The 23,684-nt window shown below is 34.6% G+C and carries 26 protein-coding genes; 25 read left to right on the forward strand and 1 reads right to left on the reverse strand.

Translation table 11 applies throughout. The annotated features are described in order from the left end of the window. Nucleotide 1: 1 nt before the first annotated feature. The 20 genes from BJL90_RS06645 (at nt 2) to BJL90_RS06735 (ending at nt 20,309) form a co-directional block, all read left to right on the forward strand. A complete protein-coding gene (locus BJL90_RS06645; protein WP_070965624.1) occupies nt 2-739 on the forward strand; it encodes a CpsD/CapB family tyrosine-protein kinase in 738 nt (245 codons plus the stop codon). Beyond that, complete coding sequence (locus tag BJL90_RS06650) at nt 732-1,541, forward strand: tyrosine-protein phosphatase (RefSeq protein ID WP_070965627.1); 810 nt, start codon at nt 732-734, stop codon at nt 1,539-1,541. The genes BJL90_RS06645 and BJL90_RS06650 overlap by 8 nt, the downstream gene beginning before the upstream one ends. A 186-nt stretch (nt 1,542-1,727) precedes the next feature. Next, nucleotides 1,728-3,608: a polysaccharide biosynthesis protein gene (locus BJL90_RS06655; protein ID WP_205684279.1), complete on the forward strand. Its 1,881-nt coding sequence runs from the start codon at nt 1,728-1,730 to the stop codon at nt 3,606-3,608. Nucleotides 3,609-3,789: 181 nt separating this feature from the next. After that, a complete protein-coding gene (locus BJL90_RS06660; RefSeq protein WP_472235280.1) occupies nt 3,790-4,386 on the forward strand; it encodes a sugar transferase in 597 nt (198 codons plus the stop codon). Between the two features lie 10 nt (nt 4,387-4,396). After that, a complete protein-coding gene (locus BJL90_RS21390) occupies nt 4,397-5,296 on the forward strand; it encodes an SDR family oxidoreductase (RefSeq protein WP_081561876.1) in 900 nt (299 codons plus the stop codon). Next, nucleotides 5,296-6,405, forward strand: a complete 1,110-nt coding sequence (locus BJL90_RS06670) for a glycosyltransferase family 4 protein (protein WP_070965633.1) — start codon at nt 5,296-5,298, stop codon at nt 6,403-6,405. Before BJL90_RS21390 ends, BJL90_RS06670 begins: the two co-directional genes overlap by 1 nt. 4 nt (nt 6,406-6,409) lie before the next feature. Then, nucleotides 6,410-7,729 carry a nucleotide sugar dehydrogenase gene (locus tag BJL90_RS06675; protein ID WP_070965635.1) on the forward strand — a complete coding sequence of 440 codons (1,320 nt, stop codon included), beginning with the start codon at nt 6,410-6,412 and terminating at the stop codon, nt 7,727-7,729. A 21-nt stretch (nt 7,730-7,750) separates the two neighbouring features. After that, on the forward strand, nt 7,751-8,893 hold the full coding sequence (locus BJL90_RS06680) for a glycosyltransferase (protein ID WP_070965638.1): 1,143 nt from the start codon (nt 7,751-7,753) through the stop codon (nt 8,891-8,893). 17 nt (nt 8,894-8,910) lie between these two features. Next, entirely contained in the window at nt 8,911-9,447 is a 537-nt protein-coding gene (locus tag BJL90_RS06685; protein ID WP_070965640.1) for an acyltransferase, read from the forward strand. Next, entirely contained in the window at nt 9,437-10,516 is a 1,080-nt protein-coding gene (locus BJL90_RS06690) for a glycosyltransferase (RefSeq protein WP_081561877.1), read from the forward strand. Before BJL90_RS06685 ends, BJL90_RS06690 begins: the two co-directional genes overlap by 11 nt. A gap of 140 nt (nt 10,517-10,656) precedes the next feature. Next, a complete protein-coding gene (gene wzy / locus BJL90_RS06695; protein WP_070965646.1) occupies nt 10,657-12,141 on the forward strand; it encodes an O-antigen polysaccharide polymerase Wzy in 1,485 nt (494 codons plus the stop codon). 151 nt (nt 12,142-12,292) lie between these two features. Continuing rightward, a complete protein-coding gene (locus tag BJL90_RS06700; RefSeq protein WP_070965648.1) occupies nt 12,293-13,576 on the forward strand; it encodes a lipopolysaccharide biosynthesis protein in 1,284 nt (427 codons plus the stop codon). After that, entirely contained in the window at nt 13,551-14,459 is a 909-nt protein-coding gene (locus BJL90_RS06705) for an ATP-grasp fold amidoligase family protein (protein ID WP_070965652.1), read from the forward strand. Before BJL90_RS06700 ends, BJL90_RS06705 begins: the two co-directional genes overlap by 26 nt. Nucleotides 14,460-14,918: 459 nt before the next feature. Then, nucleotides 14,919-15,938 (forward strand): NAD-dependent epimerase, encoded by a 1,020-nt coding sequence (locus BJL90_RS06710; protein WP_070965656.1) that lies wholly within the window; start codon nt 14,919-14,921, stop codon nt 15,936-15,938. A gap of 69 nt (nt 15,939-16,007) precedes the next feature. After that, a complete protein-coding gene (locus tag BJL90_RS06715; protein WP_070965659.1) occupies nt 16,008-17,174 on the forward strand; it encodes a nucleotide sugar dehydrogenase in 1,167 nt (388 codons plus the stop codon). 93 nt (nt 17,175-17,267) lie between these two features. Then, the gene (locus tag BJL90_RS06720; RefSeq protein WP_070965662.1) at nt 17,268-17,759 is read left to right on the forward strand and encodes a COG2426 family protein; all 492 of its coding nucleotides are present in this window, start codon (nt 17,268-17,270) and stop codon (nt 17,757-17,759) included. A gap of 24 nt (nt 17,760-17,783) precedes the next feature. After that, entirely contained in the window at nt 17,784-18,701 is a 918-nt protein-coding gene (gene galU, locus BJL90_RS06725; protein WP_070965665.1) for a UTP--glucose-1-phosphate uridylyltransferase GalU, read from the forward strand. Beyond that, nucleotides 18,702-19,160, forward strand: a complete 459-nt coding sequence (locus BJL90_RS06730) for a VanZ family protein (protein ID WP_070965668.1) — start codon at nt 18,702-18,704, stop codon at nt 19,158-19,160. 209 nt (nt 19,161-19,369) lie between these two features. Continuing rightward, nucleotides 19,370-19,468, forward strand: coding sequence for a putative holin-like toxin (locus BJL90_RS22710; protein WP_236905037.1), 99 nt, complete (start codon nt 19,370-19,372; stop codon nt 19,466-19,468). Between the two features lie 466 nt (nt 19,469-19,934). Then, nucleotides 19,935-20,309 (forward strand): RpnC/YadD family protein, encoded by a 375-nt coding sequence (locus BJL90_RS06735; RefSeq protein WP_070965671.1) that lies wholly within the window; start codon nt 19,935-19,937, stop codon nt 20,307-20,309. Nucleotides 20,310-20,502: 193 nt separating this feature from the next. Here BJL90_RS06735 and BJL90_RS06740 read toward each other — a convergent pair whose 3' ends face one another. After that, complete coding sequence (locus BJL90_RS06740) at nt 20,503-20,751, reverse strand: helix-turn-helix domain-containing protein (protein ID WP_070965674.1); 249 nt, start codon at nt 20,749-20,751, stop codon at nt 20,503-20,505. A gap of 108 nt (nt 20,752-20,859) precedes the next feature. Here BJL90_RS06740 and BJL90_RS21395 point away from each other — a divergent pair, with 108 nt between their 5' ends. The 5 genes from BJL90_RS21395 to BJL90_RS06750 all read left to right on the forward strand — a co-directional run bounded on the left by BJL90_RS21395 (nt 20,860) and on the right by BJL90_RS06750 (nt 23,672). Beyond that, nucleotides 20,860-21,012 carry a Spo0E family sporulation regulatory protein-aspartic acid phosphatase gene (locus BJL90_RS21395; RefSeq protein ID WP_081561879.1) on the forward strand — a complete coding sequence of 51 codons (153 nt, stop codon included), beginning with the start codon at nt 20,860-20,862 and terminating at the stop codon, nt 21,010-21,012. A gap of 194 nt (nt 21,013-21,206) precedes the next feature. Beyond that, the gene (locus tag BJL90_RS22715) at nt 21,207-21,305 is read left to right on the forward strand and encodes a putative holin-like toxin (protein WP_236905038.1); all 99 of its coding nucleotides are present in this window, start codon (nt 21,207-21,209) and stop codon (nt 21,303-21,305) included. Between the two features lie 148 nt (nt 21,306-21,453). Then, complete coding sequence (locus BJL90_RS22720; protein WP_236905039.1) at nt 21,454-21,891, forward strand: RpnC/YadD family protein; 438 nt, start codon at nt 21,454-21,456, stop codon at nt 21,889-21,891. Nucleotides 21,892-22,176: 285 nt separating this feature from the next. After that, nucleotides 22,177-22,275 (forward strand): putative holin-like toxin, encoded by a 99-nt coding sequence (locus tag BJL90_RS23045; RefSeq protein WP_257786403.1) that lies wholly within the window; start codon nt 22,177-22,179, stop codon nt 22,273-22,275. 395 nt (nt 22,276-22,670) lie between these two features. Further along, nucleotides 22,671-23,672 carry an Rpn family recombination-promoting nuclease/putative transposase gene (locus BJL90_RS06750; RefSeq protein ID WP_070965679.1) on the forward strand — a complete coding sequence of 334 codons (1,002 nt, stop codon included), beginning with the start codon at nt 22,671-22,673 and terminating at the stop codon, nt 23,670-23,672. Nucleotides 23,673-23,684 lie beyond the last annotated feature (12 nt).

Here is a 23,684-nt window from a genome sequence, read left to right on the forward strand (position 1 = left end):
TATGAAAGAGAGAAAGATTATTACCCATAGCAATCCTAAATCTCCTATATCAGAAGCATATAGAACCTTGCGGACAAATATACAATTTGCTAGTTTGGACAACCCCATAAAGGTTTTAATGGTCACCAGCTCAGGGCCGGGGGAAGGAAAAACCACTACTACTGCTAATCTTGCAGTAACCATGGCACAATTGGGGGCAAAGGTTTTAGTCATGGATGCAGACTTAAGAAAGCCTGCTGTTCATAAAGCCTTTCAATTAAGCAATAGTGAGGGTGTCACCAATATACTAGTAAAGGATTTAAACTATAAAGAATTTTTATTAAAAACGGAGGTGGAGGGCTTAGAGGTCTTACCTTCTGGCGCTATCCCACCCAATCCATCGGAACTTTTAGCCTCTCAAAAAATGAAAAACTTTATTCACTCCTTAAGGGAGGATTATGACTACATATTAATCGACACTCCCCCTGCTGCTATTGTCACGGATGCCGCCCTATTATCTACCGCGGTGGATGGTGTGATTTTAGTCTGCGCTGCTGGGGAAGTAGCAATACAGGGGGCACAGAGGGCAAAGGAACTGCTGGATAATGTAAATGCCAATATCATCGGTGTTGTGCTAAACAAGATTCCTATAGGGAAAAAGGGTTCTTCCTATTATTCCTATTACTATTACTCCTCCTATTATGGAGAAGAAGAACCTGTAAAAAATAAGAAAAACAAAAGGATGAAGCAACATGGTTGATTTACATAGCCACATACTACCAGAAATAGATGACGGAGCGAAAAACCTGGAGGAAGCTTTAAAAATGGCGGAAATTGCTGTGAAGGAAGGAATCACCCAAATGGTGGCAACCCCGCACTATATTCCCGAAGTATTTACAACAGATGCTAAAACCTTACTTATGAAGATTGAAGAGATCAATGCTTTTTTAAAGGAAAAAGGCTTGGCCTTAGAGATATTGTCAGGAAACGAAGCTTATCTGAGTTTGGACCTACCACAGCGATTAAAAAATCAGGAAATTTTATCTATCAATAAGGGGCCTTATGTTTTATTAGAGCTGCCTATGGCGGATATACCTAACTACACAGAGGATGTACTATACGAAATGAGATTATTAGGATATAAGCCCATCATTGCTCATCCAGAGAGGTATGGCAAAATCATAGAAAACCCTAACCTCCTTAAGGAATGGATAGAACAGGGGAACTATGCTCAGATAAATACCATGAGTATTACCGGAGCTTTAGGAAAAGAGATACAGGAGACAGCAAAAATCCTCTTGAAACACGGTATGATTCACTGTATAGGAACAGATGCCCATTCCCCTAGAGGAAGGGCGCCTAAAATAAAGAAGGCGCTGCACATCATGGAGGGATGGATCGGGAAGGATAAGACGGATATGCTGCTGGAGAATAACGAAAAAATCATCAAGGGACAAGAGATCATCATAACACAACCAAAAGCCTACAGAGAAAAAAAAGGCATGTTTTATTATATCTATCGATGGTTCTTTCATCGGTACAAAAAAGCTTATCAAAAGTAGGACCTGGGGTAGGTCCTACTTCTTATCTATAAGAATTTTCTAAATATATGTAAAATTATACCTTTTAAAAACTTGGCAAAACTGGGAGGAATATTTTGATAAATGTAGAAATATATTACTTATCGTCAATAGGTATAGAGTCGGGTTATTTATAGGATGAAAGTTCTATAAAAAAGGGGGGTAAACATGATAAAAGATTTAAGAGCACAGCAAGTATCGAATAGCCAAAGTGGATTTAATATAAAGCATAGAAGAATTTGCTTAGCGATCATGGATGTCTTTTTGATCAATAGTTCAATACTAGCTGCATTGTGGTTGAGATTTGATTTTACGATACCTCAACTTCAGCTGCAAAATTATTATACCACAGCGGTTTTAACAACAGTTATTATGCTGATGGTATTTTATATGAGCAATTTATATAACAGTGTATGGCGCTATGCCAGCATCGATGAACTCATATCGATTGTGGCTGCTTCTTTTGTAGGCAGTAGTATTTTATTTATAGTTTATTTTCATTTGCTGAGGATTAATTTTCCTCGCAGTATGTATCCAATAGCGATGCTTCTACTGACAGCTTCAGTAGGAGGAAGCCGATTTGCTTATCGGTTTTTGCGAAGAGTCAAGAGGATATCTCTAGGCTGCAGTATGCAGAATAAGAGGGTATTAATCATAGGGGGAGGAACAGCTGGTTCCTTGGTGATTAAAGAAATTTATGACAATCCTCAAATCTGTAAAACACCTGTAGCGGTGATCGATGACGACGCTGTAAAATATAGAAGAAAAATTCATGGGGTTTCTATTCTAGGAAACAGGGGAGATATTGAAAAAGTGGTAAAGGAAGAAAAAATACAGGAAATCATTATAGCGATGCCTTCTGCCACAAAGACGGAGATAAGAAAAATCGTAGATATATGCACAAAAACAAAATGTGATCTAAAGATTCTCCCAGGGGTTTACGAGATATTAGACGGCAAAGTGGATATTAAAAAAATAAGAGATGTACAGATTGAGGACCTATTGGGCAGAGAGGCTGTAAAGGTAAATCTAGAGGAAATCAGCGATTATTTACATAATGAAGTTATCTTAGTAACTGGCGGAGGAGGTTCCATCGGTTCAGAACTTTGCCGGCAGATTGCAAGATTTGATCCCAGGGAGTTAATTATCTTAGATATTTATGAAAACAACGCTTACGAAATTCAACAGGAGCTTTTAAGAAAACATAAGAAGATAAACCTAGAGGTGATTATCGCCTCTATAAGAGATAAAAAAAGAATAGAACAGATCTTTGAAAAACATCAACCCAAGGTTATCTTTCATGCTGCTGCCCATAAACATGTACCTTTGATGGAGAACAATCCTATGGAGGCCATCAAGAACAACATCTTTGGTACCATGAATGTAGCAGAATGTGCTCATCAGTATGGGGCAAAACGCTTTGTCCTTATCTCCACCGATAAGGCGGTGAATCCCACAAATATTATGGGAGCAACCAAACGGGTAGCAGAGATGACAATCCAAGCCATGAACCATCAGAGTGAAACAGAGTTTGTAGCAGTAAGGTTCGGCAATGTATTAGGCAGTAATGGCAGTGTGATCCCTCACTTTAAAAAGCAAATCGCCGAAGGTGGGCCTGTCACTGTCACCCATCCTGATATCATCCGATACTTTATGACCATACCGGAAGCCGTTCAGCTGGTGATCCAGGCTGGTGCTATGGCCCAAGGAGGAGAAATCTTTGTACTGGACATGGGAGATCCAGTAAAGATCGCAGACCTTGCAAGAGATCTCATACGCTTATCTGGCTTTGAACCAGATACAGATATCAAAATAGAATTCACTGGTCTAAGACCAGGGGAAAAACTATACGAAGAACTCCTGCTGAAGGAGGAGGGCCTACAGGGAACAAAACACGAAAAAATCTTTGTAGGAAAACCCATCGTTTCCGACTTTAAGAAGCTGCAGAGGGAATTGATGATCCTGAGAACCGTTCTAGCAAGTGAAGATAGTGCGTTGGCGGATGGGATTGTTAGGAAAGTGGTGCCGGAGTATCGGTGTGTGGGGTGAGGAGATGAGTGAGGAGAAAGTTGAAAAGTTGGAGAAGAAAAGGGTTTAAAGCTTTTTCTAACTTTTCAACATTCTACGTTTTACTTTAAATGATTGAATGCTAATGCGCAGACATTATGAAGTAAAGATAAAATGTTAAAGGGGATTAACTATCATGATATATTTAAAAATTAAGAGACTTATGGATATCATATTGTCGTTACTTGGACTCATTATATTATCTCCTATATTTTTAATTCTTATAATTGCCATTAAGATTGACTCAAAAGGTCCAGTCCTCTTTAAACAGAAAAGAGTAGGAATACATAAGCGTCACTTCAATATTTTAAAATTCCGCACCATGCGGATTGATACACCGAAAGATACGCCAACACATCTTTTAGAGAATCCTGAGCAATGGATTACAAAGGTTGGTAAGTTCTTAAGAAAGACTTCATTAGATGAATTGCCTCAGATTTGGAACATCTTCGTGGGAGAGATGAGCATTATTGGGCCAAGACCAGCGTTGTGGAATCAGTATGATCTTATTGAGGAAAGAGATAAGTACGGAGCAAATGACATACCGCCAGGACTTACTGGTTGGGCACAGATTAATGGTAGGGACGAGCTTCCTATTGAGGTTAAGGCTGAGTTGGATGGAGAGTATGTTGATAGGATGGGGCTTATGATGGATGTTAAATGTTTTTTTGGAACAATCGTGTCTGTACTTAAAAGTGATGGGGTTGTTGAAGGTGGGACTGGTGTTAAACAAGAAACAGAGAAATCCATAGGACAATAGAGGTGAGGAGATGCTACTAGTTACGGGGATTACAGGACACACAGGAAGATATTTTTTACAAGAGCTTATAAATAATAAATATGAAGGACCTATCCGCTGCATTGTTAGAGAAACATCTAACACCTCATTACTGGATAACAGTGGATTAAATATTGAGAAGGTTGTTGGAGACCTTAATGATAAAACCTTCATAGAGAATGCCATGGAAGGTATTGATACTATCATGCATATCTATAACATTCATCATTCACCTACAATTCTACAAGTAGCAATTGAGGACAATGTAAAGAGAGCAATTTTAGTACATACAACTGGTATCTATTCAAACTTCAAATATGCATCACAAGGTTACAGGGATATTGAAAGCAAAGTTTCAGAGATGACATCAAATCTGGACTGCTCAACAAAGGTTACGATTTTAAGACCAACGATGATCTATGGAGACCTTTGCGATAGCAATATGAGTAAGTTCATTAAGATGATAGATAAATTTAGAATAATGCCAGTTATCAATGGTGGAAAAAGCTTGATTCAACCAGTGAATGCAAGAGACCTAGGGAAGGCATTTTATACAGTACTGATGTCTTCTGATAAAACATCAGGTAAAGCATATGACTTATCCGGTGAAAAACCTCTGCAGATGATAGAAGTTTTTAAGTTGATAAGAGATAACCTTAATAAGAAAACAATTTTTGTTAGCGTTCCTATTGGGTTCGGAGTATTTTTAGCAAGAGTAGTTAAGGTGTTTTCTTTAGGAAGAGTTGATTATGTGGAGAAAGTTCAGAGGATGGCTGAGGATAGAAGTTATTCTCACGAAGAGGCAAAAAGTGATTTTAATTATAAACCGATGAGCTTTGAAGATGGTATACAGATTGAAGTTAAACAGTATTTGAAGAAAAGAGGGGAATAATGAAAAAAGTTCTTGTTTTAGCCAATCACTTTATTACTATATATGCTTTCAGACGAGAATTGATAGAAAAGCTCTTAGATTCCGGTTATAAAGTAACTCTAGCATTACCATATAGTGATGATGTCTCATATTTTTCGGATATGGGATGTGAGATTATTGATACACCTCTAGAAAGAAGAAAAACTAACCCTCTTAATGATCTAAAGTTGTTATTTCAATATTTAAGGATTATTAAAAATGTAAAACCTGATGTTTTATTAACTTATACAATAAAACCAAATACGTATGGTGGCTTGGCAGCAAGAATTTGCAGGGCAAAAGCTATACATACGGTAACTGGATTAGGATCAGTCTATATTCAAGATATGTGGCAGAAAAAAATAGCTGCATTTTTAAATAAAATAGCTTTTAAAAACTCAGAAGCAATTTTCTTTTTAAATGATGATAATAAAGAGTTCTATAAGAGAATTGGAATAATTGATTCGGTACAAAGGACATTTATGGTTCCAGGTTCAGGAGTTAATTTAGAGAAATTTAAATACCAAGAACTTGAATTAAATAATGATATTACTTTTACACTTGTTGGGAGAGTGTTAAAAGATAAAGGTATTGAAGAATTTTTATCTGCAGCAAAGAGAATCAAGACCAAATATCCAAATACACATTTTGAAGTTGTCGGATTTGTTGACGAAGAAAAGTATGTTCAGATGCTAAATGACTATGAGAAAGAAGGGATAATTCATTACCTAGGTAAGCGAAATGATATCCCAGAGATAATGTCGAAATCAACTTGTATCGTACTACCTTCATATGGTGAAGGTAGAGGAACAGTATTACAAGAGGGAGCGGCTATTGGACGTCCTCTTATAACATGTGATATCTATGGCTGTAGAGATAATGTAGAAGAAAATAAGAATGGATACTTATGTAAAGTAGCGGATGAAGAGTCATTAGTAAAGTGTTTGGATAAATTTATAAACATTTCAAGTGATGAAAAGCTATTGATGGGACGATACAGTAGAAAAAAAGCTGAAAAAGAGTTTGATAGGAATATTGTTTTAAATGCTTATCTAAATGAAATCGAGAAAATCACAGATAAGAAGGAGTAATCTTATGAGTTTATATAATGAAATTATTAATGGCAAAGAAAAAATTTCAGTTATTGGGCTTGGTTATGTTGGTATGCCTATAGCGGTTGCTTTTGCTAAGAAGGTTGATGTTATAGGCTTTGATCTCAATAAAAAGAAAATTGAATTATATAAAGCAGGTATCGATCCAACTAATGAAGTTGGTAATAACGAGATTAAAAAAACATCGGTTGAGTTCACATCAGATGAAACGAAGTTAAAGAATGCTAAATTTCATATTGTTGCAGTTCCTACGCCAATCAATTCAGACAAAACGCCAGATCTATCACCAGTTGAAGGAGCTAGTAGAATCGTAGGACGCAATTTAATAAAAGGCTCTATTGTAGTTTACGAGTCAACAGTTTATCCAGGTGTAACAGAAGATATTTGTGTTCCAATTTTAGAAGAGGAGTCTGGATTGAAATGTGGTATTGATTTTAAAGTTGGATATTCACCTGAACGTATTAATCCTGGCGATAAGGTACATAGATTAGAAAATATCATTAAGATAGTTTCAGGTATCGATGAAGAAAGCCTTGAAGAAATTGCCAAAATTTATGAATTAGTTATTGAAGTTGGCGTCCATAGAGCAGGTTCAGTAAAAGTTGCTGAAGCGGCAAAAGTAGTTGAAAATAGCCAGCGAGACATTAACATTGCATTTATGAATGAACTTGCTATGGTTTTTGATCGAATGGGAATTGACACTAAAGAAGTTATCGACGCGATGAATACAAAATGGAATGCACTTGGGTTTACACCTGGTCTAGTTGGAGGTCACTGCATTGGAGTTGATCCATACTATTTTGTTTATGAAGCCGAAAAATTAGGATATCACAGCCAGATTATTCTTTCAGGTAGAAAGATCAATGATGGTATGGGTAAATTTGTTGCTGATGCAATAATTAAAAAACTTATCTTAGCAAATAAAGTAGTAAGACAAGCTAGAGTTGTTATTTTGGGCATAACCTTTAAAGAAAATACACCAGATACGAGAAACTCAAAAGTAGTAGATATTATTGATAACCTTATAGAATATGGTATTGAACCGATTGTAGTCGATCCAGAAGCTGATGCTGAAGAGGCTAAGCATGAATACGGTATCGATTTAGTAGATATTAAAGATATAAATTACGCAGATTGCTTAGTGCTTGCAGTAGCGCATGATATTTTTAAACAAATGACATGGAATGATTTAGATTCACTATATGGAGATTTTGACAACAAAGATAAAGTGTTTATTGATGTAAAGAGCATGCTAGATAGACGTGAGATTGAAGATAAAGGGTATAGTTATTGGAGATTATAATAAACAGCAAGGAGAGTTCCCATGGTAGGATTATTTGTGCATGATCATAGATTTCCAAAGATTGGCGATGATTATTATTTCTCGTACGGGTTTGATGAAGAATTTTTTAATAGATATGTTTCAATTTTTGGATCTATTGAAATAATTGGACGAGAGACTATCGTTGATAATGGGAAATATGATAGGAATAATTTAGTTGATAAAAGAATCAAGCTTACAACTATTAAAAATCTGAAAGAATTAAAAGAAAAAGACATAAGAGAAAAGATAAAAGAACGAATCCAACAAAGTGACTACATTGTTATAAGGATGCCCAGTATTTTAGGCATATATGCGGCTAAGTGGGCAAAAAAGTATAGGAAACCATATTTAACTGAAGTTGTTGGATGTGCATGGGATGCTATTGCTAATAAAGGCATAAGACATTTTCCAGAGGCGTTAGTGGTAATGTATTTAATGAAAAAAATAGTAGCGGATTCCAAATATGTAGTTTATGTAACAGAAGAATTTTTACAGAGACGTTATCCTACCAAAGGAAAAACAATAGCTTGTTCAAATGTCACTTTAGAGAGTGTTGCCCAGGATGATCTAATAGAGAGATTAAAAAAAATCGAAAATATTGATTTTAGAAATAAGATTGTTTTGGGTACATGTGCAACAATTGACGTGGTATATAAAGGCCAAGAAGATGTAATAAAAGCAATTGCTATTCTAAAGCGAGAGGGATATGATATTAAGTACCAACTTGTTGGTGGTGGAAGTAAGGAGTATCTTAAAAAAAACGCTATAGAAAATGGAGTATTAGATCAAATTGAATTTATAGGTTCATTAAAGCATGAAGACGTGTTTAAGTGGCTAGATAATATTGATATTTATGTTCACCCAAGTAAGCAAGAAGGTCTATCTAGAGCAATTATTGAAGCTATGAGTAAAGGATGTCCGATTTTTGGAGCAGATGCTGGTGGAATACATGAACAAATTGATGATCAATTCATATTTGAAAAAGGAAATGTTAATGATATTTGTAGTATTTTCAAACAATTCAATATAGATATTATGAAAGAACAAGCTATTAAAAATCACGAAAAATCAAAACAGTATTTAAAGAAAATACTATATTCACGAAGAGAATCATTCTTTAAAAATTTTATTGAAGAAAATTAACGAGGCTAGGTGAGAATATGAGGTATGTCAAAATATTATTCAATTATGTCTTAAGGGATATTCCTATTCATTTCATAAACATATTAACTGCATTACTTCCTAATCATCTAGTAACAAACAGGCTCAAAGGTCTCTTAATGGAACCCTTTTTCGGCAAATGTGGAAAAAGACTTCAAATAGGTAGAGGTGTAATTATAAATAATCCCCAGAATCTTTATATTGGAAATGATTGCTATATTTCTCACTATTGTTATATTCAAGCAAAAGGTAATGTAACATTAGAAGATAATGTCATAATCGGACCTATGTCAGTGATAGCAAGTAGCAATCATATAATTGAAAATGGAATAGTTACAAACAAAGGAGAAAGTAAACCCATTAGTATTGGTAAAGGGACTTGGTGTGGAGGGCATGTAGTAATTTCAGCTGGGATTACGATTGGTAAGAGTGTTGTTGTCGGTGCTGGGGCAGTTGTTACAAGAGATATTAATGATAATGAAATGGTTATAGGAGTGCCTGCAAAACCTAAAGTGAGGAAATTTAATGATGAGTAGAGATAAAATTGCAATTATTGCTAATTCCTTATCACTAGGTGGAGCTGAAAGAGTATCTTTAATTTTAGCTGAATGGATGATAAGTCAAGGTGTTGATGCTTTTCTGTTTACATTAAACAAAGATAGAGAAGAAGGTTATGTATTGGGTCCATCAATAAATCGAGTAGCAATAAACAATAAATCCAATCCATCCAAAGTTAAACTTATAAGAGAGCTTCGAAAGAATTTGAGAAAATATGGGATAAATAAAGTATTGGTAATGGGGGTACCTTTGGCTGTTTATGCTATACCTGCATCAGCTGGATTAAATATTTCTGTTGTGGTTTCTGAACGAAATGATCCTGCAAATTTTAAAGGAAGAACAATAACAAAACTATTATCGAGAAGTCTAATGTTACTTGCTGATGGCTTTATATTTCAAACTGAAAGGGCTAAAAACTATTATTCTAATGTAGTACAAAGTAAGTCAACAGTAATCCCAAATCCACTATTAGTGGATACTTTGCCAGCACCTTTCAATGGAGTCAGGTCAAAGAGAATAGTTACAGCCGGCCGATTGGTACCTCAAAAGAATCATGAGTTGCTGATAAGAGTTTTTAAAGGGATAGAAGAAGCATATCCTGAATACACACTAACTATATATGGTAACGGCAGTGAAAGAGGTAGGCTAGAAAAATTGATTGAGGGTCTTAATTTAGAAAATAAAGTTTTTTTGCCTGGAGCGACAAAGAAATTATTTAAAGAAATAATCGATGCTGAAGTATTTATTTTGTCTTCTGATTTCGAAGGAATGCCTAACGCGTTGATAGAAGCTATGGCTTTAGGAATTCCATGTATATCAACGGATTGTCCTAGTGGTGGACCTAGAGAATTAATAAAGAATATGAAAAACGGTGTGCTTGTTCCTGTAAGAAATGTTAAAGCAATGGAAGATGCAATTAAAATGCTCATATCAGATAATGCATTGTCTAAAATGATAGGAAATAATGCTGTGAGTATACGAAGTGATTTGAATATAGATACAATTTGTCAAGAGTGGTTAGAGTATTTGTTGAAAGTTGGAAATTAGATATTTGTATAACTAATTCACATTAACAGTATTTTGAATTAACATAGAGATTATGGATCTCTATTTGGTAGACAGTATTCAAATTACTTATAGACTTGTTATATAAATACTATTAGATAAATAGACAGGGGTATAAAGAAATGCTAAATAGCAAACGGTATTCTAAGGTGGCTATACTCATCTTAGTGATTAATGTAACAATACTTAGCTTTTTAAGTTACTTAGTTTTTACTGCGAATTTTAGTGCATATAAAGACTATAGTAGTACCAATTTTGTTTTATCTTGGTTAGGTATAATTTTAGGGATATATGTGATTTTAACATGGTATAAACTTACTGATAGAATATTTTCCTTATATACAATTTTCATGTTGTTTTTTTTCTTATTTAATTACGGGCAAAGCTTAATGTGGGCATTTGGAATTCATCATCCACGAGAGCTTGGACAAACAATGTTATTTGCTTTTCCCGCACCAAACTCTGCTGATATTGCTTATACTCAAGTCTTCATTCTAATAAGTATAGCAACATTTCATTTAGGTGCTATAATTTTTGCATATAATGAGAAAAGAAAATACACTCCTAACATTAGTGAGCTAAATAAACAGATTAATTCTAATGACACAACTCTAAAGTCAATATATTATGGATGTTTATTAGTTAGTCTAATTGTCGTTCCAATAACATTATATAATTCAATTAGTAATCTTATGCTTGCAAGGGTGTATGGTTATAATGCTATATATTATGGTGAAAATATTGGTGGCAATTTAATTTTTAATTTATTAGAGCATATGTTTTTCCCAAGTTTGATTGGGTTACTGCTTGGGAGTAAATACAAAATAAATGTTAAAAGAATTGTTTATTTAATATTTTCTATATACGTGTTGATTTTAGTTTTTTCTGGTGATAGAGGAGGTTGGCTCTACAAGTTTATTATATTGATATGGATGAGTCATATATTTTATAAACCCATAAATGTTAAACACTTTTTAAAGTACGGAGTATTTTCCATAGTTGGAGTGTACATTTTAAATGCCATTACTGCGGTAAGAAATATTGGGATTAATCTTGATAATATCAAAAATTCTTTCCTTGCGGAAAATTCACCTATTATTTCTGCGATTTTTGAAATGGGTGTAACTATGAGACCGACTACTATCTTACTAAAAAAAGGATGGGACGTTTATCCATATGGAAATACTTATGTTAACGCAATGCTTGGGATCGTTTCAAGCAGAATATTTTCACTGATAGGTAAGCCGTTTTCGCCCCTAAGCACATGGTTTTCACAAGAGTATTTAGGGATTTCTTATGGAGCAGGATTTTCAATTGTAGCGGAAGCACTATTGAATTTTGGTCCGATATTTGCACCTGTTTTTATGATCTTTTTAGGCTATATCATTGTATCTATTACAATGGTTAATAATAAAAAGATGTTGGATCAATATCCGATGAAAACTTTTATGGCTATCTCAACAATGTCAATTATAATTCATGTTGTGCGTAACCATTTTCAATGGTTTGTAAAGGTATGGTTTTATGGTGTATTTGTATTAGTAATTATTATTGTGTTTATCAAAGAATTTTTAAAGAGGAAAATAATTATTAACCCCCAGAAATAAATAAAATACATTTTCTGTGGAATTAGTAGTACGCGGAATAAATTAAGTATTATTTAGCCTTTTTATAGTAATCATTAGTTTTTTACTGAAATTAAATTACAATAAACTAGATATTATTAGTTGTTAGTGTTGAAGAGAGGCAGATTAAATAATGAATGGTATATTATCCTTAATAGTTTCAAAAAAAAACTTTATCATATATGCCTTATTAAAAGTACTAATTATGGTATTAAGTCTTGTTACCAATATATTCATTGTTAGAAAGCTAACAGTGAGTGACTTTGGTGTATTTTCAGTTGCTCTGATGTTCATTGGATTAATTACCACATTTGGCTTCAGTTGGAGCTCATCATCTATTCTTTACTACGGTAGTCGTGAGAAAGCAAAAACAGGATCAATTAATAAAACTTTTTGGGCAAGAAATATTATCATCGAGGTTAGTCTTGTAATAACTACGATACTATTTGCTTTACTTAGGCATCAAATAAATGAGTATATAGGCTTGGATGTAGCTTTCTTAATATTAATATGGCTTTACATTAGTGTAGCTGAAGATTATTTAAGCCACTACTTTCTAGCAGTCAAGAAGCAACTGATGTCAAGTATGCTATCGGTAACTGCAAAAGTCATTTACTTATTGATGATTCTTATTTTTTCATTCGATGTAAAAACACTAATTGTATTAAATATTGTTAGCCATACAACAGTCTTATTGTATATTGCAGGAATGGACAAGAAAGATATTGGAAAATTTGAATTCGATAGCGATTGGTTTAGAGAAGTACTGAATTTTTCACTTTGGCAGCTGTTTGGTTTTTCTGGTTTATATCTAATTAATTTTGGGGATACGGCTGTTATTAAGCATTTTATGACAACGGAAGATGTAGGTATCTACAATGCGGCATATAAATTATTCAATTCGGTAGCAAATCTTGCATTTGTTATAAGTAGTTATTACGCTGGTAGTGTTACACAATATTTTGCAAATAATGAAAGTGAAAAAATTAAAAGGTTTTTCTACAGGGAACGCTTTATTATATTTGGTTTGAGTACTATTGCGCATATTGTTGTTATGGTTTTCTCAAAACCGATTATCACGGTATTATATGGTGACAGATATGTTCAATCTGTTATAATTTTCAATATTTTAATGATAGGGAGCATTTTTAGATATTTAGCAGTGTTCTATACACTATACTATAATACTAATAAAAAACATAAGGTGCTTCAATACATTAATATAGTTAGAGCTGTGCTAAATCTAGTTTTGGATATTGTGTTTATTCAATTGTTTGGCTTGATCGGACCTGCTATTGCTACAGCAGTGGCTTTAATAGTAACATTCCTCTATTCTGTTTTTTATTGTGAGAAGAGAATTAAGATAATGTCTAAAGAGGGGAGGATGAATGATGTTACAACTGAAAAACAATCTTGAAAACAATGAACTGTTTGTAGCTATACTTGATAAATTAAAGGAGTATTATTACAAGTATTTGATTTCAGATGTAAGTATAATTAAGAAGCGGTTTAAAGAAAGGCTTGGACGTGAAGTTGAACTAAATAATCCAATTAAATATAATGACAAACTTCAATGGCTTAAATTGAATTGGCACGATCCGATAGCAACGAAATGTGCAGACAAATATGAAGTAAGAGAAATTATAGAAGAAAGAATCGGATCTGAATACCTGAATGAACTGATTGCAGTCTATGAATCTATAGATGATATTGACATAGATAAATTACCAGAGAAATTTGTACTAAAAGGAACTCATGGATCCGGATTTAATATGATATGTGCAGATAAATCTAATATTAATTGGCATGATAAGTTTAAAGTGATGAGCAGATGGTTCCGTAAAAATTACTATTGGCAAAATAGAGAGCCGGTGTATAAAAATATTAAACCACGTATCATTTGTGAGAAATTCTTAGTCCAGAATGGTGGGGATGAATTAAGAGATTATCGTTTTTTCTGTTTTAATGGTGAACCCAAATTTATCACAGTTGATTTTAGCATTACAGATAAGAAGAAAACAAGAAGAAATTTATATGACTTACAGTGGAATTTAATGGATGCAGAGATATCATATCCAAAAGAAATGAATATAAAAGTAGATAAACCAGAAAAATTTGAAGAGATGATAGAACTTAGTAGAAAATTATCTTCCGGATTCTCACACGCAAGAGTAGATTTTTATTACATAGATAATAAAATTATTTTTGGTGAAATCACATTTTTCCACCAAAGTGGTATGGGAAAAATCTCACCGGAAGAATTTGAAATAACAATGGGCAATTGGCTAGAACTCCCTTAAAAAGAAAAAATGCAGGTAATCTAGAAATAAAAATACTAATAACAGCTTCAGCCGAATTCATTGACTTTCGCCTTTCTCAAAAACTATTGGAAGAAAATTAGACTTAAGGGAGACGTAAGGGAGGCACAAGAGGACGGACGTTTTGTGTCATTTTCACCCCCCAGTTTATATTAATCCTAAAAACCAGTAACAGTGAAAGCTTTGAAATAACACTCGATACCTGACCTCAACTCAGCAGGGCATTGAGTTGAGATATAAGATAATAGTTATTAATTACAAAAGGCCTATAGGATTAAGGGCATTAAGCTTTAAACCAAAGTGCAGGTTCTATTGGTCAATTTTGACGTAACCGACGTAATCATCGATGGAATAGGAAAGACAATTTCCCTTTTCCATACAGATACGATTTTTCTCATAAAGTCACATATATGCTGAAGAAGTAGTAAAGGGGGATTTGAAATGGATAACAAAATATTAGTAACCGGCTCATCCGGTTTCATAGGATTTCATTTATCTGTGCTATTATTAAATAAAGGATATCGAGTAATAGGAATAGATAACTTGAATGATTATTACGATGTAAGTCTCAAAGAAAGTCGTTTAAAGATTTTAGAGAAAAAGGATAACTTTATATTCCACAAAATAGACTTGAAAGATAAAGAGCAAGTAAATAAGCTTTTTCAACAATACAAATTTGACTATGTTATAAACCTAGCAGCCCAGGCTGGTGTGCGGTATTCAATTGAAAATCCATATGCTTACGTGGATTCAAATCTCACTGGGTTTATGAATGTCTTAGAGGCCTGTAGAAATTATCCTGTAAAACACCTGCTTTATGCATCATCAAGTTCTGTTTATGGCGGCAATAAAGTAGCGCCATTTTCCACTAATCATAATGTAGATCATCCAGTAAGTCTTTATGCAGCAACTAAGAAATCAAATGAATTAATGGCGCATACATACAGTCATCTATATGATATTCCAACTACTGGACTTAGATTTTTTACTGTCTATGGTCCATGGGGAAGGCCAGATATGGCGTACTTTTCATTTACAAAAGATATTCTATCTGGGAAACCAATTAAAGTCTTCAATCATGGTAAAATGGAAAGAGATTTTACATATATAGACGATATTGTGGAAGGCGTTTATAAATTAATTGATAAGCCACCAGTTCCTAACAAAGACTGGGATGAGAGCAAAGATGATTTAAGTACAAGCTTTGCACCTTATAAGATTTATAACATTGGTAACAATAATCCAGTTCAACTTATGAGGTTTATCAACGCTTTAGAGGCTGCCCTTGGTAAAGAAGTTGAGAAAATATATATGGACATGCAGCCTGGAGATGTTCTTAGAACTTATGCTGATGTCTCGGATCTAGAAAGAGACATTAATTTCAAACCCTCTACTAGCATTGAAGATGGACTTTATAAGTTTGTAGAGTGGTATAAAGAGTATTATAAAGTTGAGTTATAGGAAAAGTCTAAAACCGTCATCTGATATCTGATTTAAGAAACAAGCAAGTTATAAAAGGGGGACATTCAAATGAAAATAACAGTAGCAGGAACAGGATATGTTGGATTGTCATTAGCAGTTTTACTTGCACAACACAATGAAGTGACAGCCCTTGATATTATTCAAGAAAAGGTGGAGATGATTAATCGCAAAGAGTCACCTATTGTAGATAAAGAAATTGAAGAATTCTTAGCAAGTAAGGAGTTAAACTTAGTAGCGACTACAGATAATTTGAAAGCCTATAAAGATGCAGAATTTGTAATCATCGCTACACCAACTGACTATGACCCAGAGAAGAATTACTTTAATACCAGAACCGTTGAAGCGGTTATTGCGAATGTATTATCTATTAATCCAGATGCAGTTATGGTTATTAAATCAACAGTTCCAGTAGGTTATACAAAGCAAGTTAAGGAAAAATTTGAAACGGAAAATATTATTTTCTCACCAGAATTCTTAAGGGAAGGTCAGGCGCTTTATGATAACCTCTATCCGTCGAGAATTGTGGTGGGTGAACAATCTGAAAGAGCTAAAGTATTTGCAAACTTATTGCTCCAAGGCGCTATTAAGAAAGATGTTCCAGTTTTATATACTGATCCAACCGAAGCAGAAGCAATTAAGCTTTTTTCAAATACCTACCTGGCACTTAGGGTGGCATACTTCAATGAATTAGATACTTATGCTGAGGTTAGAGGATTAAATACAAAGCAAATTATAGAAGGTGTAGGTCTTGATCCACGTATTGGAAGCCACTACAACAATCCATCCTTCGGTTATGGTGGATACTGTCTGCCAAAGGATACTAAGCAATTAAGGGCTAACTATGAAGATGTACCCAACAATATAATAGGCGCTATTGTAGATGCCAATAGAACAAGAAAAGACCACATAGCAGATATGATTATCAAAAGAAACCCTAAGATTGTAGGAATTTACAGACTAACAATGAAAACGGACTCTGATAACTTTAGAGCTTCTTCTATACAAGGAATTATGAAAAGAGTTAAAGCTAAGGGTATAGAAGTAGTGGTTTATGAGCCAGTGTTAAAAGAAGAGGCTTTCTTTAATTCTAGAGTAATAAAAGATTTAAATGAGTTTAAGAAAATATCAGATGTTATAGTAACAAACAGGCTATCCAGTGAACTGATGGATGTAGAGGAGAAGGTGTACACAAGAGATTTATTTACTAGGGACTAAAAAACTTTTTCATAAATATAACTATCATAAACACAAGAATCCTAGTGTTGATAAGCCTTTTAGGAGAAAGGTATTCATTAAAGGGGAGTAATGATGGAAGCTTTTTTACAGCAAGTACTTAATTTTTTAACGATAGAACTAACAGTGCTGCTAACAGCGGCGCTGCCTATAATAGAGCTTAGGGGTGCAATACCAGTAGGAATGTCGCTTGGGCTGTCTCCCCTACATGCTACGTTTATAAGCTTCATAGGCAGCATGATTCCTGTGCCCATAATTTTATTTACTAGTAGGCCAATATTTAATTATCTTAAGAAAACGAGATTGTTTAAAAAAATGGTGAATAAGCTTACCGACAGATCTTTGAACAATAATGGAGGAAGAATACAGAAATATGGTGCTTGGGGACTGTTGTTAATAGTAGCTATTCCATTGCCTGGAACTGGTGTATGGAGTGGGAGCCTAGCCGCTGCACTTTTAGATATGCGCTTTAAGTGGGCATTTCCTGCTATATTGCTAGGAAATTTAATAGCGGCTATTGCTATTATGACACTAAGTAATGGTGTAGTAAGTGTACTATCGAGGTAAAGTAAAAGAAGGAGGATTGTACCAATGGAAGTACGTAAGGCAATTATACCAGCAGCAGGATTAGGAACTCGTTTTCTGCCAGCTACAAAAGCACAACCAAAAGAAATGCTACCAATCGTAGACAAGCCTACTTTACAGTATATTATAGAAGAGGCTGTAGCGTCTGGGATTGAGGAAATTTTAATCATTACAGGAAGAAATAAGAAAAGTATAGAAGACCACTTTGACAAATCTGTGGAACTGGAGCTGGAGCTGGAGACAAAAGGAAAACATGATTTGCTGGCGGAGGTAAGAAAGATCTCTGATATGGTAAATATTCATTATATAAGACAAAAAGAAGCTAAAGGATTAGGCCATGCTATACATTGTGCTAAAAGCTTTATAGGGAATGAACCCTTTGCAGTTCTTCTAGGGGATGATATTGTCCATCATCCAAATAAGCCCTGTCTAAAGCAAATGATAGATGCCTACTCTGAATATAAGACTTCTATCCTGGGTGTACAGGAAGTAGCTAGAGAAGACGTATGTAAATATGGGATTGTTGAAGGAAAGCACATTGAAGATAGAGTATATAAAGTAAAAGGATTGGTAGAGAAACCAGCTGTAGAAGAAGCGCCTTCCAATGTAGCGATTCTAGGCAGATATATTATTAATCCAGCGATATTTGATATATTGGAGGATACTGAGCCTGGGGCTGGTGGGGAGATACAGTTAACTGATGCGCTAAAGGTCCTAGCTGAGAGGGAAGCCATGTATGCCTATAATTTCGAAGGTAGAAGATATGACGTGGGAGATAAGCAAGGGTTTTTAGAGGCTACAGTAGAGTTTGCCTTAAGAAGAGAAGATTTACGGGAAGCGTTTCTAAAATATCTAAATAAGATTGTTGAGAAAGAAACAGAGGTTGTTGCATTAGAAGCGGTTGCTATGGCTAAGGAAGCATAAATGAGTAAAAGAGTAATTATCATTTCATGGATATCAGTTCTGTTTTGGATGGGACTGATATTTTATTCATCATCCCGACCTGCAATCCAATCTAAGGAGATGAGCAGGGGAGTAACGGAAATAGTCCTTCAGACGATAGAGAGAGTTGCTCCTGATAGGGCTGCTGAGTTAGATATGGGAAGACTACATCACTTGATAAGAAAAAATGCTCATTTCTTTTCCTATTTAGTGCTGGGGGTTTTGGTGTTGAATGCTTTGCGAAGAGGTGGAGTAGTTGGATTTAAGGGAGTTGTTATAGCTTTTATCATTTGTGCCATGTATGCTGTTTCAGATGAAGTCCACCAGCTCTATGTTCCAGGACGAAGTGGTGAGATTCGAGATGTATTTATTGATAGCGCTGGAGCAACTGTTGGGATTTTAGGATATTTAGGCGCCAGTAGCAAAATTAAGAAAGTGTAATACTGGGACACAAGGGAAGGGACAAGACACAGGGGGACAGTTCTTCTGTGTCGTTGTTAATTCTTCTTGAAATCTACCTTCGGAGAATATGTAAAAGCTATGGGAAAACTATAGTAAACCCTTTGACATTTTGATAGAATAGCAATAAGGTAGTCGGATAAAAGCAGGGTGTGGTTGCCACTTCACTTCAGATGAAGGGAGGTGGTGCGATGAGTACATATGAAGCAATATCAGTGATGATACTGTTTTCTATGTTGATTTTATCGCTTATCTCCTATTTAGATAGGAATAAGAACCAAAAGAAATAATCACCCTGTATGCCCCTACAGAGTGATTAAGATGATTTAAAACTGTTGGTGGCAATCGCATTATGCGAATCCGATTACCTTTTTTATTATTATATCATACTTAGAGAAAAAATAAACAACATTTTACAAAACCTCGGTGCACACTTGGAGAAATTGCTGGTAAAGAAGTAGGAAGAATAAATGTGGGAGAACACAAGGGGACGGAGGTTTTATGTCATTTTCACCTCCAATTTATGTTAATTGTAAAAAACAGTAGTAGAGAAATCTTTAAAATAGAACTCAATACCTGACATCAACTCAGCAGGGCATTGGGTTGAGAGAAAGGGCGTTAAGCTTTAAACCAAAGCGTAGGTTCTATTGGTCAATTTTGACGTAACCATTGATGGAATAGGAAAGACAAGTTCCCTTTTCCAGAGGATATACAAGGGGACGGTTCTTCTGTGTCGTTTTAACCTTAAGAGAAGCAATGATAGCATTAGATAAAATAGATAAACAAGAAAAAGGTATAGAATATTTTGAGACCTTCATTAGATACATTATGAATGCTAGAAATGACCTAGAGCTAAAAGCAGTGTATGATATGGCAAAGGATATTTCCATTGAAAGGAGAGATGTAATCATGACAATAGCTGAAAAGTTGATAAAAGAAGGCATGGAGAAAGGCATGGAGAAAGGCATGGAAAAAGGTATGGAAAAAGGCATGGAAAAAGGCATGGAGAAAGGTAAGTGGGAAGAAAAAAGAGAGGTGGCTAGAAACTTACTTGGTTTAAGCGTGGAAATAGATAAGATTATAAAAGCTACAGGACTTGAAGAAGCTGAAATAAAAAAATTAATGAATTAAGACAAGGGGTAACAACTATGGACAAACAAGAATGGTGACAGCTACCACAAACACCACACAAAAGCTGACACAGTGCCAGACACCAACTTATCAACTTAAAAACTTAAATGGATAAAGATAAAGAAACTACAGGCTCTAGTATAGGAGCTGTAACGATGGGTGTACTTTCACCAGATTGCTGGCATTTCCTAAATCATTCTATGTTTAGCAGCCATAATACACTCACTCCTAAAGCATCGGCAATAGCCACAAGTTCAATATCTGTTACCGGTCTTGTTTTTGCTTCTATCTTGGAAATTGTTGTTTTTTCCAATTCAATTCCTCGAACAGCCAGACGGGCCAAAAGGTCTGTTTGGGTTACTTTAGGTTTAGTTTTATGACGAGCTTGACGAACACGATTGCCTATTAAGTTTCTAGCATTTAAATTGTTCATATTTATCATAAATTAATCTCTCCAAATTGGTTGTTTATAAACTTGATTATAGAGCAAGTTTAGTGATATAATTTGCTTAACAAGCAAGTTATATAAAATTATTGGAGGAATTTACAGATGATAAAAATGAAAAAATGTATAGAAGAATTGAGAAAACAATTGGATATGTTTGCTAAAGATATAGATAACCGTAATAAAGAGAAATTGCTTGAGATTAGCCAGGAAATGGATAAAGTTATCAATGATTATATCAGTAAACGTAAAGTCTAGCACATAGGAGACACAAGGAGACGGAGGTTTTGTGTCGTTGTCAATTCTTCTTGAAATCTACCTTCGGAAAATATGTAAAAGCTATGGGAAAACTATAGTAAATTTCTTGACATTTTGATAGAATAGCAATAAGGTAGTCGGATAAAAAGCAGGGTGTGGTTGCCGCTTCACTTCGGATGAAGGGAGGTGGTGCGATGAGTACATATGAGGCAATATCACTAATGATACTGTTTTCTATGTTGATTCTGTCGCTTATCTCCTATATAGATAGGAATAAGAACCAAAAGAAATAATCACCCTGCACAGCCCTGCAGAGTGATTAAAAAGATTTAAAACTCACGGCGGCAATCGCATTATGCGAATCCGATTACCTTTTTTACTATTATATCATAACTAGGGCAAAAATAAACAGGATTTTTATAATTTTAAACCTAAACAACGGTGTCAGGCAGAGGATATACAGGGGGACGGTTCTTCTGTGTCGTTCTAACCTTAAGAGAAGCAATGATAGCATTAGATAAAATAGATAAACAAGAAAAAGGTATAGAATATTTTGAGACCTTCATTAGATACATTATGAATGCTAGAAATGACCTAGAGCTAAAAGCAGTGTATGATATGGCAAAGGATATTTCCATTGAAAGGAGCGATGTAATCATGACAATAGCTGAAAAGTTGATAAAAGAAGGCATGGAGAAAGGCATGGAGAAAGGCATGGAAAAAGGTATGAAAAAAGGCATGGAAAGAGGCATAGAGAAAGGTAAGTGGGAAGAAAAAAGAGAGGTGGCTAGAAACTTACTTGGTTTAGGCGTGGAAATAGATAAGATTATAAAAGCTACAGGACTTGAAGAAGCTGAAATAAAAAAATTAATGAATTAAGACAAGGAGTAACAACTATGGACAAACAAGAATGGTGACAGATGTCACAAGGACATAGCTGGCACTGAGGGACAGCTCTTCTGTGTTAAAAAGCAAATACACAGGGGGGATAGTTCTTCTGTATCGTTGTTAATTCTTCTTGAAATCTACCTTCGGAGAATATGTAAAAGCTATGGGAAAACTATAGTAAATCCTTTGACATTTTGATAGAATAGCAATAAGGTAGTCGGATAAAAAGCAGGGTATGGTTGCCGCTTCACTTCAGATGAAGGGAGGTGGTGCGATATGAGTACATATGAGGCAATATCACTAATGATACTGTTTTCTATGCTTATCTTATCGCTTATCTCCTATTTAGATAGGAATAAGAACCAAAAGAAATAACCACCCTGTTAGCGGCAGGATGGTTATCATGTATTAAACTTTAACCTGATTGTGGCAATCGCATTATGCGAATCCGATTACCTTTTTTACTATTATATCATAATTAGAGAAAAAATAAACAGCATCATAGGAATCTCTAAGTTAAATTTTTAAACGGTGGCAGACTGCGTAAAAACTAACCTTATTCGTGTTTTTGTCATTCTGAAGGTAGTGAAGAATCTTGTGTTTTAAACCTTTAATACCCATTCGCTACGATTTTCACGCAGTCTGACGGAGGCTTTGTGCTGTTGCTAATTCTTCTTAAAATCGATGTTTGAAGAATGCTTCAAAATCTATAGTAAATAGTGTGATGTTTTGATAAAATAACAGTAAGATAGTGGGAAAAGGAGAAAATGATGAGTGAAATAAAAAAACCTCATGACAAATTTTTTAAAGAGACTTTAAGCGATATCAAGACAGCAAAGAACTTTATGACCAATTATTTGCCTAAAGAAGTTTTGGAGATAATAGATCTAGAGACATTATCGCCCCAAAAGGATAGCTATATAGAAAAAGAGCTAGAAGAAACCTTTTCCGACCTATTATTTAAAACAAAAATGAAAGAAGGAGAGGGCTATATTTATTTCCTCTTTGAACATAAAAGCTATTCATCAGGCAGAATATCTCTTCAACTGCTAAAATATATGATAAAAATATGGGAACAGAAGATGGTTAAGGAAAAAGAAGCAAAGCTACCAATCATTATACCATTGGTAGTACACCATGGAAGAAGTTTTTGGAATACTTCTTTAAAGCTATCAGACATGATAGAAGGTTATAAAGACCTTCATAGGACGGTGGCAAAATATATACCCGACTATGAATATATCCTATACGACCTATCTCGATATACAGATGAAGAAATAAAAGGAGATACAAAGTTAAGAATATTCATAAAAATATTAAGAGATATATTTGAAAAGGACTATGATGAATTTCTTCTAACCTTAAGAGAAGCAATGATAGCATTAGATAAAATAGATAAACAAGAAAAAGGTATAGAATATTTTGAGACCTTCATTAGATACATTATGAATGCTAGAAATGACCTAGAGCTAAAAGCAGTGTATGATATGGCAAAGGATATTTCCATTGAAAGGAGCGATGTAATCATGACAATAGCTGAAAAGTTGATAAAAGAAGGCATGGAGAAAGGCATGGAGAAAGGCATGGAGAAAGGCATGGAGAAAGGCATGGAAAAAGGTATGGAGAAAGGCATGGAAAAAGGCATGGAGAAAGGTAAGTGGGAAGAAAAAAGAGAGGTGGCTAGAAACTTACTTGGTTTAGGCGTGGAAATAGATAAGATTATAAAAGCTACAGGACTTGAAGAAGCTGAAATAAAAAAATTAATGAATTAAGATAAGAAACAA

It is taken from the genome of Clostridium formicaceticum, from assembly GCF_001854185.1.
Taxonomy (GTDB): domain Bacteria; phylum Bacillota; class Clostridia; order Peptostreptococcales; family Natronincolaceae; genus Andreesenella; species Andreesenella formicacetica.